General features: G+C 74.8%; 2 protein-coding genes. Both read right to left on the bottom strand.

Annotation, left to right across the window (positions count from 1 at the left end; translation table 11 throughout):
• Positions 1-44: 44 nt before the first annotated feature.
• The gene (locus tag RWE79_RS26360; protein WP_475942544.1) at positions 45-10,676 is read right to left on the bottom strand and encodes a type I polyketide synthase; all 10,632 of its coding nucleotides are present in this window, start codon (positions 10,674-10,676) and stop codon (positions 45-47) included.
• Between the two features lie 14 nt (positions 10,677-10,690).
• Positions 10,691-16,078 carry a type I polyketide synthase gene (locus RWE79_RS26355; RefSeq protein WP_475946111.1) on the bottom strand — a complete coding sequence of 1,796 codons (5,388 nt, stop codon included), beginning with the start codon at positions 16,076-16,078 and terminating at the stop codon, positions 10,691-10,693.
• Between the last annotated feature and the right edge of the window lie 127 nt (positions 16,079-16,205).

Raw genomic sequence — 16,205 nt, 5'->3', positions numbered from 1 at the left:
CTCTTCACTGGCCATCTCGTAATGCCTTCCTCGCTGTCACCCGCTCAGGAGAGCCCGAGCTCGTTGTCGATGAAACTGAGAACCTCGGCCGCCGTCGCGGCCTCCAGCCGGTCGGTCACATCCGCGTCGCCGGGCCGGGTGAGCTTCTTCCAGTTGGCGAGCAGCAGCTCCAGACGAGCCGTGATCTCCTCCTGGTCCGTGGGCGACACCGACGCCAGCGCCGCTTCCACGCTGTCGAGCCCGGCGATGACGCCGCGCCCGGCGTCCGGTGCGGCCGGGACGATCTCGCCGAGCAGATAGCCGCACAGGGCCACCGGGCTGGGGTAGTCGAAGATCAGCGTGGCCGGCAGCCGGATGCCCGTGGCCGCGTTGAGCTGGTTGCGCAGCTCCACGGCGGTCAGCGAGTCGAAGCCCAGCTCCTGGAACGCCCGCTCCGGCTCCACCGCGTCCGCCGACGCGTGGCCGAGCACGGAGGCCGCCTTCTCCCGTACGAACTCCAGTAGCGCCGCCTCCCTTTCGGCCGGGGCGAGTCCGGCGAGGCGGCTTTCGAGTTCGGCGGCGCCGGATGCTTCGGTGCCGCCCTGTGCGGTGCGGCGTACGGGGGCGGGCAGAAGGGCCCGCAGCAGGGCGGGAACGCCGTCACCGCGCGAGCGCAGCGCCACCGGGTCGACCCGCAGCGGCACGAACACGCCCTGCGCGGCGCCCAGTCCCGCGTCGAACGACGCGAGCCCCTCGGCGACGGTGAGCGGCGGAAGGCCCTGCCGCCGCATCCGCTCCAGGTCGGAGTCGGCGAGTTCCTTGCTGAGGCCGGTACTGGTGTCCCAGAGGCCGTAGGCGAGGGCGACGCCGGGCAGGCCCTGGGCGCGGCGATGCGCGGCCAGGGTGTCCAGGAAGGCGTTGGCGGCCGCGTAGTTGGCCTGACCGGCCGCCAGCACCATCCCACCCGCCGAGGAGAACATCACAAACGCCGACAACGGCAGATCACGCGTCAACTCGTGCAGATGCCAGGCCGCATCCGCCTTCGGACCCAGCACCGCGTCCACCCGCTCCGGCGACAACGCGTCCACCAGACCGTTGTCACCCACACCCGCCGCATGCACCACCCCGGTCAGCGGATGCTCCGCCGGAACACCGTCCAGTACGGCCGCCAAAGCCGCCCGGTCCGCGACATCCACCGCCGCCACCGCCACCTCGGCACCCAACCCGGCCAGCTCAGCGACCAACTCCTTCGCCCCGGCCGCACGTTCACCACTACGACTGGCCAGCACCAGATGACGTATCCCGTGCTCGGTGACCAGATGCCGCGCCACCAAAGCACCCAGACCACCCGTACCACCGGTCACCAGCACCGTCCCCGACGGGTCCAGGGTCAGCTCCGTCCCGGGGAGTGAGGCCCGCCGCAGCCGGGGCACCAGCACCCGACCCGCCCGCACCGCCAACTCCGGTTCACCACCGGCCAACGCGCCCGTCAGAGCCTCGCGGGAGGCCGGATCGTCATCGACATCCACCAGCACGAACCGCCCCGGATGCTCCGCCTGCGCCGCCCGCACCAGACCCCACACCGGACCCTGCGACAACACCACATCCTCATCAGGACCGACCGCCACACCACCCCGCGTCACCACCACCAGACGCGCGTCCACCGACCCCTCGTCCGACAGGAACGACTGAACCCGCTCCAGCACCGCGTACGTCGCCGTGCGGACCGCGCCGGGTACGTCGTCGGCCCCGGCGTCGGGGACCTCGAACGTCACCACATCACCGGCGACACCGGCACCCGCACCGGCGGGCGCCGACCACTCCACCCCGAACAGCACCTCCGACGAAGCCCGCCCCGCCGCCGCCAACTGCTCGGCGGAGGCGGGCATCACGGTCAGGGAGTCCACCGAGAGCACCGGGGCCCCGGCCGGGTCGGCCATGGTGATGGTCACCGAGTGGTCGTCGAGGCGGGCGATGCGGACCCGTACGGCCGAGGCGCCCGTCGCGTGCAGGGACACCCCGGACCAGCAGAAGGGGAGGATCGTCTCCTCGGTGCCGTCCTCGCGGCCGAGCAGCAGCATCATGTGCATCCCGGCGTCGAACAGGGCCGGGTGCAGCCCGAACCGGGCGGCGTCCGCCTCGGCCTGCTCGGGGAGGGCGACCTCGGCGAAGATGTCGCCGCCGCGCCGCCAGGCGGCCCGCAGGCCCTGGAAGACCGGCCCGTAGCCGTAGCCGCGCCCGACCAGGTAGTCGTAGGCGTCCTCGACACCGATCGCCTCGGCGCCCTGCGGGGGCCACTGGCCCAGTCCGGTGTCGGCGGGTGCCCCGGCGGCCGGCGGCGCCAGCAGCCCGTCGGCGTGCCGGGTCCAGGGCACCGGCCCGGCGTCCTCGGCCCGTGAGTACACACCCACGGACCGGCCGCCGTTCTCGCCGGGGGCACCGACCACGACCTGGATCTGGAGACCGCCGCGCTCGGGCAGCAACAGCGGTGCCTGAAGGGTCAGTTCGTCGATGACGGGGCAACCGGCCTCGTCGCCGGCCCGGATCGCCAGCTCCACCAGGCCGGTGCCGGGCACCAGGACCCTGCCGTGCACGGCGTGGTCGGCCAGCCAGGGGTGGGTGGCCAGCGACAGCCGTCCGCTGAGGACGAGCTGCTCGCCGCCGGCCATCTCGGTGACGGCGCCCAGCAGCGGGTGGAGCAGGGCGCCCAGCCCCGCCGTGGCGACATTGCCGGTGCCGGCCTCGCCGCGCAGCCAGTAGTGCTGGTGGTCGAAGGCGTACGTGGGCAGTTCCAGCCGGGTGGCGGCGCCCTGTTCGCCGAGTACGGGCGACCAGTCCACGGGGTGTCCGGCCGCGTACAGCGCTGCCACGGCGGACAGCAGTGAGGCCGCCTCGGGCCGGTCGCGCCGCACCACCGGCAGGGCGGTCACGGTGGCACCGTCCTCGCGGACGGCCAGGGTCTCCTGGGCCATGGCGGTCAGCACTCCGTCCGGCCCGGCCTCGACGAAGGTGGTCACACCCAGTTCGCGCAGCGCGGCCACGCCGTCGGCGAAGCGCACGGCCTCGCGGACGTGCCGCACCCAGTACGCCGGGTCGGTGAGGAGGCCGGGGCCGGCCGGCTCGCCGGTGACGTTCGACATGACGGGGATCCGCGGCTCGGCGTAGCCGATCTCCCGGGCGACCTGCTCGAACCCGGCGAGCATCGGGTCCATCCGTGCCGAGTGGAAGGCGTGCGACACGCGGAGCCGCTTGGTCCTGTGGCCCCGTCCCGCCAGCATCTCGGCGGCCTTGACGACGGCGTCCTCGTCGCCGGACAGGACGGTGGAGGTGGGCCCGTTGACCGCTGCCACCCCGGCCCGGTCGGCACCCACCGCCAGTTCCGCGAGCACCTCCAGGACCTCGGCCTCACCGGCCTGGACGGCGACCATGGCGCCGCCCGGCGGCAGCGCCTGCATCAGCCGTCCCCGGGCCGCGACCAGCCGGGCCGCGTCGGCCAGCGAGAACACCCCGGCCACATGCGCCGCCGCCAGTTCGCCGACGGAGTGGCCCACGACGTGGTCGGGGCGCACCCCGAACGCCTCCAGCAGCCGGAAGGCGGCCACCTCGAAGGCGAACAGGGCGACCTGGGTGAACTCGGTGCGGTCCAGCCTGCCGGAGTCGTCCCCCTCGCCGAGGACCAGTTCCCGCAGCGGGATGTCCAGGTGCTCGTCGAGCGCCGCGCAGGCCTCGTCGAAGGCCTTGGCGAAGGCCGGGAAGGCCGCGTACAGCTCCCGTCCCATGCCGGGGCGCTGGGCGCCCTGGCCGGTGAAGAGCACCGCCGTACGGCCCGGCGTCTCGGGAACGGTGCCGGTGACCAGTCCGGCCGCCGGTCCGCCGTCGGCCAGGGCCGCCAGGGCCGCGTCGAAGGTTCCGGGCCCGTCGCCGAGCAGTACCGCGCGGTGCTCGAAGGGCGTACGTCCGGCGAGCAGCGCCCCGGCGATGTCGGTGGCGGTCAGTTCCGGCCGCTCCTGTACGTAGCCGCGGAGCCGCCGGGCCTGGCCTCGCAGGGCCGGGGCGCTGCGGGCCGAGAGGACCCAGGGGACCAGTCCGTCGCGTTCGGCGGTCGGCTGCCTGGCGGGCTCGGGTTCGGCCTGTTCCAGGATGACGTGGGCGTTGGTGCCGCTGATCCCGAACGACGACACGGCCGAGCGGCGCGGCCGGTCGGTCTGCGGCCACTCCCGCTGCTCGGTCAGCAGCTCCACCGCGCCCGCCGACCAGTCCACGTGCGGGGAGGGCTCGTCCACGTTGAGAGTCGCGGGCAGGATCCCGTGGCGCATCGCCATCACCATCTTGATGACACCGCCCACCCCCGCCGCCGCCTGCGAGTGGCCGATGTTGGACTTCAGCGATCCGAGCCAGAGCGGCTGTTGGCGTTCCTGGCCGTAGGTGGCCAGGATCGCCCGCGCCTCGATGGGGTCGCCGAGCGTCGTGCCGGTGCCGTGTGCCTCGACCGCGTCGACGTCCGCCGTGGACAGGCCCGCGTTGGCGAGGGCCTGGCGGATGACCCGCTCCTGGGAGGGGCCGTTGGGGGCGGTGAGCCCGTTGCTCGCGCCGTCCTGGTTGACCGCCGAGCCACGGATCACCGCCAGCACGCGGTGGCCGTTCTCGCGGGCCCGGGACAGCCGCTCCAGGACCAGGACGCCGACGCCCTCGGCCCACGCGGTGCCGTCGGCACCGGCGGCGAAGGACTTGCACAGTCCGTCCGGGGCCAGACCGCGCTGCCGGCTGAACTCCACGAAGGCCGCCGGGGTGGCCATCACCGTGACGCCGCCGGCCAGCGCGAGGTCGCACTCGCCGTGCCGCAGCGCCTGACCGGCCAGGTGCATCGCGACCAGGGACGACGAGCAGGCCGTGTCCACCGTGACGGCGGGCCCCTCGAAGCCGAAGGTGTACGAGATCCGGCCCGAGACCACACTTCCGGCGTTGCCGGTGCCGACCATGCCCTCCAGTTCGCCGGGGACGGCGGACAGCGGGGGCGCGTAGTCGTGGTACATCAGGCCGGCGAAGACCCCGGTCTGGGTGCCGCGCAGCGCGGCCGGGTCGATTCCGGCGCGCTCGACGGCCTCCCAGGAGGTCTCCAGCAGCAGCCGCTGCTGGGGGTCGGTCGCCAGGGCCTCGCGGGGTGAGATACCGAAGAACCCGGCGTCGAACTCGGCCGCGTGGTGCAGGAATCCGGCCCGACGGCAGTACGAGGTGCCCTGGTGCTCGGGGTCGGCGTCGAAGAGGCCGTCGAGGTCCCAGCCACGGTCCTGGGGGAACTCCGAGATGCCGTCGCGGCCCTCGGCGACCAGCCGCCACAGGTCGTCGGGGGAGGCCACCTCACCCGGGAAACGGCAGGCCATCCCGACGATGACGATCGGGTCGTCGTCGGCACCCGTGGAGCCCTGGGCGGTGGCGCGGGCCACCTCGCCGCCGAGGAGTTCCCTGGCCAGGAAGCCGGCGAGGGCGGCGGGGGTGGGGTAGTCGAAGATGAGGGTGGCCGGGAGCTTCAGCCCGGTCGCGGTGTTGAGCTGGTTACGGAACTCCAGGGCGGTCAGCGAGTCGAAGCCGAGCTCCTGGAACAGCCGGTCGGTGCCCACCGCGTCGCCGCCGGCGAAGCCGAGCACCGCGGCGACCTGGCCGCGTACCAGCTCCGCCAGCAGCCGCAGCCGCTCGGCCTCGTCCAGCGGCGCCAGCCGTTCCTTCAGCCCGGTGCCCGTCTGCCCGGCCGCGCCGCCGGGGCCGGCAGCCGTCCGGCGCACGGGACCGGTGACCAGCCGCCGCAGCAGGGGCTTGACCGGCCCCGCCTGACCGGCCCGCGCCTTCAGGTCGAGGCGGGCGGAGACCAGCCGGGGCCGTACGCCGCCGAAGGCGGGGTCGAAGGCCGCGTCGAAGGCCGCCAGGCCCTCCGCCTCCGACAGGGGCAGCACACCGGCGCTCGCCAGCCGCCGCAGTTCGGCCTCGCCCAGTTCCCCGGACATGCCCGCGTCGGCCGCCCACAGGCCGTAGGCCAGGGCGACCCCCGGCAGGCCGCGCGCCCGGCGGTTCTCCGCCAGGGCGTCCAGGAAGGCGTTGGCCGCGCCGTAGTTGGCCTGGCCCGCGTTGCCCCAGACCCCGGCGAGCGAGGAGAAGAGCACAAACCCGGTCAGCGGCAGGTCCTGGGTGAGTTCGTGCAGATACCAGGCCGCGTCCGCCTTGGGCGCGAAGACCCGGTCGAGCCGCTCCGGGGTCAGTGCGTCGACCGGGGCGTCCTCCAGGATCCCGGCCAGGTGCACGACACCGGTCAGCGGGCGGTCGGCGGGAATGCCCGCGATCCGCGCGGCCAGCGCCGCCCGGTCCGTGACATCGCAGGGGGCGACCGACACCTGTGCCCCGAACTCGGCGAGTTCCGCGACGAGTTCAGCCGCACCCGGGGCTTCGAGGCCACGGCGGCTGAGCAGCAGCAGGCTCCGTACGCCGTGCTCCACGACCAGGCGGCGGGCCACCAGCGCGCCCAGACCACCGGTGCCACCGGTGACCAGGACCGTGCCGGTCCCGTCGCCGTGGACCGGCTCGGGGCTCGCGGCGGGCAGCGTCACCAGGCGGGGCGCCAGGGCCCGGCCCTCGCGCAGCGCCAGCTGCGGTTCGTCAGTGGCCACCGCCGCGGCCCTCGCCCGTACGGAGTCCTCGGTACCGTCCACGTCCAGCAGCACGAACCGCCCCGGATGCTCGGTCTGCGCCGACCGCACCAGACCCCACACCGCCGCCGCCGCCGGATCCACCTCCTCCTCACCGGTCACCGCCATCGCGTCCCGGGTCACGAACACCAGCCGCGCGTCGGCCCGGGCCTCCTCGGCCAGCCAGCCCTGGACCAGCCCCAGCACCTCGTGCGCGGCCGCCCGCGCCGCCGCCGGCACATCAGGACCCGGCCGCACAGCAACCTCGACGAAGACCGCCTCCGCGGCCGCCCCCTCGGACAGCACCACCTCGGCCCAGTCCACGCCCAGCAGCGTGCCGGAGGACGCCGACCCCGCCACGGCCGCCGCCAGCTGCTCCGGGGAGACCGGCCGCAGGGCCAGCGACTCCACCGACAGCACCGGCGCCCCGGTCGGGTCGGCGACCGTGAGCCGCACCGCGTCGGCCGCGGACTCGGACGGCGCGACCCGGACGCGTACGCCGGAGGCGCCCGCCGCGTGCAGTTCGACGTTCTGCCAGGCGAAGGGCAGCGCCGGGCGGCCGGGCTCCCCGCCGTCCAGGAAACCGCCCAGGCTGATGGCGTGCAGCGAGGCGTCCAGCAGCGCGGGGTGCAGTCCGAACCGTCCCGCGTCCTCGTACGCCTCCTGCGGGAGGGCGACCTCGGCGAAGACCTCGCGGCCGCGCCGCCAGGCGGCCCGCAGCCCCTGGAAGACCGGCCCGTACCGGAGCCCCAGCTCCGCCAGGTCCGGGTAGACGCCGTCCAGGGCCACCGGCTCCGCGCCCTGCGGCGGCCACGGGGTGAGTGCGGTACCGGCGCCCGTCCCGGCGGGAAGCGGGGCCAGCAGTCCCTCGGCGTGCAGGGTCCACGGTGCCCGGCCGGGCTCCTCGCTCCGCGAGTACACCGAGACCGTATGCCGCCCGGCCTCGGCCGCCGCGCCCACGACCAGCTGGATCTGTACCGCGCCACCGTGATCGGCGAGCACCAGCGGTGCCAGCAGGTTGAGTTCGTCGAGCCGGCCGCAGCCGGTACGGTCCCCGGCCTGCAGTGCCATCTCCACGAACGCCGTGCCGGGGAGGAGGACGCTGCCGAGCACGGCGTGGTCGGCCAGCCAGGGGTGGGTGGCGAGCGACAGCCGTCCGCTCAGCACCAGTTGGTCACCGGCGGCCATTTCGGTGACCGCGCCCAGCAGCGGGTGCTCCACCACGCCGAGCCCGGCCGCCCCGACATCGGCGGAGCCGGACACCGGCTCCAGCCAGTAGCGCTGATGGTCGAAGGCATACGTCGGCAGCTCCACCCGCCGCCCCGGGGCACCCAGCGCCTCCAGGCAGGCGGCCCAGTCCACCGGCACACCGCGGACGTACGCCTCGGCGAGCGCTTCGAGCACCGCCTGCGTCTCCGGGCGGTCCTTGCGGGCCAACGGCACGGCCACCGGCTCCGGTTCGGCGTCGGCCAGCACCTGGCGGGCCATCGCGGTCAGCACCCCGTCCGGACCGGCCTCCACCAGCAGCCGCACCCCGGCGTCCCAGGCGGCCCGGATGCCGTCCGCGAACCGTACGGCCTCGCGGACATGCCGGACCCAGTACTCCGGGTCCTCCAGCTCACCGGGCCCGGCGAGCCGGCCGGTGACGTTCGAGACGACGGCGACCTTGGGCGTCCCGTAGGACACCGACCGGGCGACCTGCCGGAACTCCTCCAGCATCGGGTCCATCAGCGGCGAGTGGAAGGCGTGCGAGACCCGCAGCCGGTGGGTCTTGCGACCGCCCTCGGCGAGGACCCGGGCGATCTCCTCGACCGCCCTCTCCTCACCCGACACCACGACGGAGGACGGCCCGTTGACGGCGGCGACCGCCGCCTTCGCGCCGTGCCCGTCCAGTGCCTCGCGCACCTCCTCCTCGGTGGCCTGCACCGCGACCATGGCGCCGCCCGCCGGCAGCGCCTGCATCAGCCGGCCCCGGGCCGCCACCAGGCGCGCGGCATCCGCGAGCGAGAACACCCCGGCGACATGGGCGGCTGCCAGCTCGCCGATGGAGTGCCCGACCAGCACGTCAGCGCGCACGCCGAGGGACTCCAGCAGCCGGAAGGCGGCCACCTCGAAGGCGAACAGCGCCGGCTGGGTCCAGCCGGTCTCGTCCAGCAGAGCGGCGTCGTCGCCCTCGACCACCGAGGTCAGCGGCCGGTCCAGATACTTGTCCAGCTCCGCGCACGCCTCGTCCCACGCCGCGGCGAACACCGGGAAGGCCGCGTACAGTCCGCGCCCCATACCGAGCCGCTGCGCGCCCTGGCCGGTGAAGAGCACGGCGGCCTGGGGAGCGCCGGCGGCGGTGCCGGTGATCACGCTCGGTGTGGCCTCCCCGGTCGCCAGCGCGCCGAGTCCGGCGGCCAGTGCGGCCCGGTCGGCGCCGAGCACGACCGCGCGGTGCTCCAGCGCGGCCCGCTCACCGGCCAGCGAGAACGCCACATCCAGCCGGGCCGCCGCCGCGGCCGCCGTCCCGGTCGCGGGGGCGGCGAGCGGGCGCAGCCGTTCCGCCTGGCCGCGCAGCGCCTGCGCGCCGCGGGCCGAGAGGACCCAGGGGACCAGTCCGTCGCGTTCGGCGGTCGGCTGCCTGGCGGGCTCGGGTTCGGCCTGTTCCAGGATGACGTGGGCGTTGGTGCCGCTGATCCCGAACGACGACACGGCCGAGCGGCGCGGCCGGTCGGTCTGCGGCCACTCCCGCTGCTCGGTCAGCAGCTCCACCGCGCCCGCCGACCAGTCCACGTGCGGGGAGGGCTCGTCCACGTTGAGAGTCGCGGGCAGGATCCCGTGGCGCATCGCCATCACCATCTTGATGACACCGCCCACCCCCGCCGCCGCCTGCGAGTGGCCGATGTTGGACTTCAGCGATCCCAGCCAGAGCGGCCGGTCCTGCGGGCGGCCCTGCCCGTAGGTCGCCAGCAGGGCCTGCGCCTCGATGGGGTCCCCGAGGGGGGTGCCGGTGCCATGTGCCTCGACCGCGTCGACGTCCGCCGTGGACAGCCCGGCCGTGGCCAGCGCCTGGCGGATGACCCGCTCCTGCGAAGGGCCGTTGGGGGCGGTGAGTCCGTTGCTCGCGCCGTCCTGGTTGACCGCCGAGCCGCGTACGACCGCCAGCACCCGGTGCCCGTTGGCCCGGGCCAGCGACAGCCGCTCCAGGACCAGCATGCCGACGCCCTCCGCCCACGACGTACCGTCGGCGCCGGCCGCGAAGGACTTGCACAGTCCGTCCGGGGCCAGGCCGCGCTGCCGGCTGAACTCCACGAAGGAGCTGGGGGTCGCCATGACGGTGACGCCACCGGCCAGCGCGAGGTCGCACTCGCCGGCCCGCAGCGCCTGGCCGGCCAGATGCAGCGCCACCAGGGACGACGAGCAGGCCGTGTCCACCGTGACGGCGGGCCCCTCGAAGCCCAGGCTGTACGACACCCGGCCCGAGGCGACACTGCCGGCGCTGCCGGTGCCGACCATGCCCTCCAGGTCCTCCGGGACGGCGGCCAGCGGCGGCTGGTAGTCGTGGTACATCACACCGGCGAAGACCCCGGTACGGGAGCCGCGCAGGGCCAGCGGGTCGATGCCCGCCCGTTCCACGGCCTCCCAGGAGGTCTCCAGCAGCAGCCGCTGCTGCGGGTCCATGGCCAGGGCCTCGCGGGGTGAGATACCGAAGAACCCGGCGTCGAACTCGCCTGCCTCGTGCAGGAATCCGGCGTGCCGGACGTACGAGGTGCCGGGGTGCTCGGGGTCGGGGTCGATGAGGGCGTCGAGGTCCCAGCCACGGTCCTGGGGGAACTCCGAGATGCCGTCGCGGCCCTCGGCGACCAGCCGCCACAGGTCCTCGGGGGAGGCCACCGCGCCGGGGAAGCGGCAGGCCATCCCGACGATGGCGATCGGCTCCTGCTGCCGTTCCTCCATCTCCCGCACCTTGCGGTTGACTTCGCGCAGCTCGGCCGTCGCCCGACGCAGGTACTCCCGCAGCTGGCTCTCGTTGCTCGGCATGACCAGTCCTTTGCTCAGAAGGTCTTGAGTTCGTTTTCGAGCTCGGCGAGGAGCTCGTCATCCGAGGCGGCGGCCGGTTCGCCTCCCGCGCCGACGCGCAGCAACTCCCGCAGCCGCGCGGTGACTTCCTCCCGCAGCTGCGCGTCGGAGCCGAGGGTCCCCAGCTGGGTCTCCAGGCGGTCCAGTTCGTTCAGCACCGGGTGCCGGGCCTCCTCCGGGGCGAGCTCGCGCAGGAGTGACTCGGCGAGGGCCGCGGGGGTGGGGTAGTCGAAGATGAGGGTGGCGGAGAGCTTGAGGCCGGTGGCGGCCTTGAGCTGGTTACGGAACTCCAGGGCGGTCAGCGAGTCGAAGCCGAGCTCCTGGAACAGCCGGTCGGTGCCGACCGCGTCGTGGCCGGTGAAGCCGAGGACGGCGGCGACCTGGCCGCGTACCAGGTCCAGCAGCAGCCGCTGCCGCGCGGCCTCGTCCAGCCCGGCCAGGCGGTCCTTCAGCCCGGCCGCGCCCTTGGCCGCGCCGGCCGCCGCCGCCCGCCGCCGGACCGCGCCCGGGGTGCCCAGTCGCAGCAGCAGTGGCTTGACGGGCTCGCCGCCCGCACCGAAGGCCTTGGGGTCGAGCCTGGCCGGTACGACCAGGGCCCGGTCCCCGGCGAGGGCCGCGTCGAAGGCGGCGAGGCCCTCGGCCTCCGGCATCGGCAGGATGCCCACGGCCGCCAGCCGCCGCAGTTCGGTCTCGCCCAGTTCCCCGGACATGCCCGACGCCCCGGCCCACAGCCCCCAGGCCAGCGACACCCCGGGCAGCCCCCGGGCGTGACGGTGGGCGGCCAGGGCGTCCAGGAAGGCGTTCGCGGCGGCGTAGTTGGCCTGCCCGGCGGTGCCCCAGACCCCGGCGAGGGAGGAGAAGACCGCGAACCCGGCCAGCGGCAGGTCCTGGGTGAGTTCGTGCAGATACCAGGCCGCCTCGGCCTTGGGCGCGAAGACCCGGTCGAGCCGCTCCGGGGTCAGTGCGTCGACCGGGGCGTCCTCCAGGATCCCGGCCAGGTGCACGACACCGGTCAGCGGGCGGTCGGCGGAGACCGAGCCGACGAGCCGGGCCAGTGCCGTACGGTCCGTGACGTCGCAGGCGGCGACCGTCACATAGGCGCCCAACCCGCCGAGCTCCGCGACGAGTTCGGCGGCGCCCGGGGCTTCGAGGCCACGGCGGCTGAGCAGCAGCAGATTGCGTACGCCGTGCTCCACGACCAGGCGGCGGGCCACCAGCGCGCCCAGACCACCGGTGCCACCGGTGACCAGGACCGTGCCCCGCGGATCCCACTGCGGGCAGTCCGTGCCCGCGGCGGGCAGCGTCACCAGGCGGGGCGCCAGGGCCCGGCCCTCGCGCAGCGCCAGCTGCGGTTCGTCAGTGGCCACCGCCGCGGCCCTCGCCCGTACGGAGTCCTCGGTACCGTCCACGTCCAGCAGCACGAACCGCCCCGGATGCTCGGTCTGCGCCGACCGCACCAGACCCCACACCACCGCCGCCGCCGGATCCACCTCCTCCTCACCGGTCACCGCCATCGCGTCCCGGGTCACGAACACCAGCCGCGCGTCGGCCCGGGCCTCCTCGGCCAGCCAGCCCTGAACCAGCCCCAGCACCTCGTGCGCGGCCGCCCGCGCCGCCGCCGGCACATCAGGACCCGGCCGCACAGCAACCTCGACGAAGACCGCCTCCGCGGCCGCCCCCTCGGACAGCACCACCTCGGCCCAGTCGAGCCCGTGGAGGGAGCCCGAGGGCGCCGAGGTGCCCGCCATCGCGGCGGCCAGTTGCTCGGCGGACGCCGGCATGACGGTCAGCGACTCCACGTCCAGCACGGGGGCGCCGGTCGCGTCGGACATCCGCAGCGAGACCTCCTGGGGGCCGGTGCGGGTGATCCGGACGCGCAGTTCGGTGGCGCCCTCGGCGTGCAGCTGGACCCCCGACCAGGCGAAGGGCAGCAGCGCCTGCGACGTGTCGTCGAACACCGCCAGCAGCAGGGGGTGCAGTGCGGCGTCGAGCAGCGCCGGGTGCAGTCCGAAGGCGGCCGCGTCGCCCTGGACGGCCTCGGGCAGCCGGACCTCGGCGCACACCTCCTCCCCGGCCCGCCAGAGGGCCTTCAGCCCCTGGAAGGCGGGTCCGTAGCCGTAGCCGCGTGCGGTGAGCGCCGGGTACGGGTCGGCCGGCTCCACGACGGCGGCCCCGGGCGGCGGCCAGGCGGCCGGTTCGGCGGGCGGCACCGGGCCGGCGGGCACGAGCAGCCCTTCGGCGTGCAGCGTCCAGGCGGCCGCCGGGCCGGTCTCGACCCGCGAGTACACCGCGACCGGACGGTCCCCGGGGCTTGTGGTGCCGCCTGCGGCGGGGCTCGTGGCGCCGCCGATCACCACCTGTATCTGCACCGCGCCCTGCTCCGGCAGCAGCAGGGGGGCCTGCAGGGTCAGGTCGCCGATCCGGTGGCAGTCGGTGCGGTCGGCGGCCCGCAGCACCATCTCGACCAGTGCCGTCCCCGGCAGCAGCACACTGCCGAGCACGGCGTGGTCGGCCAGCCAGGGGTGGGTGGCCAGGGAGATGCGGCCGCTCAGTATCTGCTGCTCCCCGGCGGCCAGTTCGGTGACCGCGCCCAGCAGCGGGTGCTCCACCACGCCGAGCCCGGCCGCGCCCACGTCGGCGGAGCCGGACACCGGCTCCAGCCAGTAGCGCTGACGGTCGAAGGCGTACGTCGGCAGCTCCACCCGCCGCCCCGGGGCACCCAGCGCCTCCAGGCAGGCGGCCCAGTCCACCGGCACACCGCGGACATGGGCGCCGGCCAGTGCCTCCAGCAGCGCCTGCCGCTCCGGGCGGTCCTTGCGCGTCAGTGCCACCGCGACCGGCTCCGGTTCGGCGTCGGCCAGCACCTGGCGGGCCATCGCGGTCAGCACCCCGTCCGGACCGGCCTCCACCAGCACCCGTGCCCCGGCGCCCCAGGCCGCGCGCACCCCGTCCGCGAACCGTACGGCCTCGCGCACATGCCGGACCCAGTACTCCGGGTCCTCCAGCTCACCGGGCCCGGCGAGCCGGCCGGTGACATTCGAGACGACGGCGACCTTGGGCGTCCCGTAGGACACCGACCGGGCGACCTGCCGGAACTCCTCCAGCATCGGATCCATCAGCGGCGAGTGGAAGGCATGCGACACCTTCAGCCGGTGGGTCTTGCGACCACCGTCGGCCAGTACCCGGGCGATCTCCTCGACCACGCTCTCCTCGCCCGACACCACGACGGAGGACGGCCCGTTGACAGCGGCGACCGCCGCCCTCGCGCCGTGCCCGTCCAGGGCCTCGCGCACCTCCTCCTCGGTGGCCTGCACCGCGACCATCGCGCCACCGGACGGCAGTGCCTGCATCAGCCGGGCCCGGGCCGCCACCAGCCGGGCCGCGTCGGGCAGTGTGAAGACCCCGGCGACATGGGCGGCGGCCAGCTCACCGATGGAGTGCCCGACCAGGACCTCGGCCCGGATCCCGAAGGACTCCAGCAGCCGGAAGGCCGCCACCTCGAAGGCGAACAACGCGGGCTGGGTGTACCCGGTCTCGTCCAGCAGAGCGGCGTCGTCGCCCTCGACCACCGAGGTCAGCGGCCGGTCCAGATACTTGTCCAGCTCCGCGCACGCCTCGTCCCACGCCGCGGCGAACACCGGGAAGGCCGCGTACAGTCCGCGCCCCATACCGAGCCGCTGCGCGCCCTGACCGGAGAACAGCACGCCCACCCGTGACCCGCCGCCCGCCGTGCCCGTCACCACGCCCGGGGCGGTCCCGCCGGACGCCAACGCGTCCAGTGCCGCCGCCAGTTCACCGAGGTCGGAGCCGGTCACCACCGCGCGGTGCGGGAAGGCCGTCCGTGAGGTCACCAGGGCCAGGGCGGTGTCCGCCGGGCTCGGCCCCGGTCGCGTCCGCGCGAAGTCCCGCAGCCGTTCCGCCTGGCCGCGCAGGGCCTCCGCGCTGCGCGCCGAGACCACCCAGGGCACCGGCCCGTCGTGCTCGGTGGTCGCCGGTCCGGCGGGCTCCGCCTCTGCCTCGGCCTGTTCCAGGATGACGTGGGCGTTGGTGCCGCTGATCCCGAACGAGGAGACCCCCGCCCGGCGCGGACGGTCGCCGCCGGGCCACTCCCGCTGCTCGGTCAGCAGCTCCACCGCGCCCGTGGACCAGTCCACGTAGGGCGAGGGGGCGTCCACGTGCAGGGTCTTCGGCAGGACGCCGTGCCGCATCCCCATGACCATCTTGATGACGCTGGCCACTCCGGCGGCGGCCTGGGTGTGCCCGATGTTGGACTTCAACGAGCCGAGCCACAGAGGCTGTTCGCGGTCCTGGCCGTAGGTGGCCAGCAGGGCCTGGGCCTCGATCGGGTCACCCAGCGCCGTGCCGGTGCCGTGGGCGTCGACGGCGTCCACCTCGGAGGGGGCGAGCCCGGCCTGGGCGAGCGCCTGGCGGATCGCGCGTTCCTGGGAGGGGCCGTTGGGGGCGGTGAGCCCGTTGCTGGCGCCGTCCTGGTTGATGGCGGAGCCGCGCACGACGGCCAGGACGCGGTGGCCGTTGGCGCGGGCCCGGGACAGCCGCTCCAGGACCAGGACGCCGACGCCCTCGGACCAGGCGGTGCCGTCGGCGCCGGCCGCGAAGGACTTGCACCGTCCGTCCGGGGCCAGGCCGCGCTGCCGGCTGAACTCCACGAAGGACGCGGCGCCGGCCATGACGGTGACCCCGCCGGCCAGCGCGAGGTCGCACTCGCCGGCGCGCAGTGCCTGGCCGGCGAAGTGCAGGGCGACCAGGGAGGACGAGCAGGCGGTGTCCACCGTGACGGCGGGCCCCTCGAAGCCGAAGGTGTAGGAGACCCGGCCGGAGACCACGCTGGCGGCCTTGCCGGTGGTCACCATGCCTTCGAGGTCACCGGGGACGTCGGCCATGGGCGGTACGTACTCGTGGTGCATGACACCGGCGAAGACCCCGGTACGGGAGCCGCGCAGGGCCGCCGGGTCGATGCCGGTGTGCTCCATCGCCTCCCAGGAGACTTCGAGCAGCAGCCGCTGCTGGGGGTCCATGGCCAGGGCCTCACGGGGCGGTATGCCGAAGAACCCGGCGTCGAAGCGGTCGGCGTCGTAGAGGAACCCGCCGTCGCGGGTGTAACTGGTCCCGGTGTGGTCGGGGTCGGGGTGGTAGAGGGCTTCGAGGTCCCAGCCCCGGTCGGAGGGGAAGGGGCCGATGGCGTCCTGCCCGCCGGACACCAGCCGCCACAGGTCCTCCGGGGAACCGACCCCGCCCGGGTAGCGGCAGGCCATGCCCACGATCGCGATCGGTTCCCGCGCGGCGGAAGCGAGTAAACGATTCTGCTCACGCAGCCGCTCCGCCTCCTTCAGGGAGGCACGCAGCGCGTCGATCAGTTTGGTGTCGTTGGCGGCCATCGCTGCCTCACGCTCCTCGCGTTACCGAGAGTGGAGAAAGTTGCGGGAATGTCGTCGGTCGGTCCGGAAGCACCGATGCCCAGCCCCCGGCAGG

Source organism: Streptomyces sp. RLA131 (assembly GCF_056270125.1).
This window is presented reverse-complemented; position numbering and strand designations above follow the sequence as displayed.

What these genes read in the sequence shown, in the direction of transcription:
- RWE79_RS26360 (WP_475942544.1), bottom strand. Translation starts at nt 10,676, where the DNA reads ATGCCGAGCAACGAGAGCCAGCTGCGGGAGTACCTGCGTCGGGCGACG.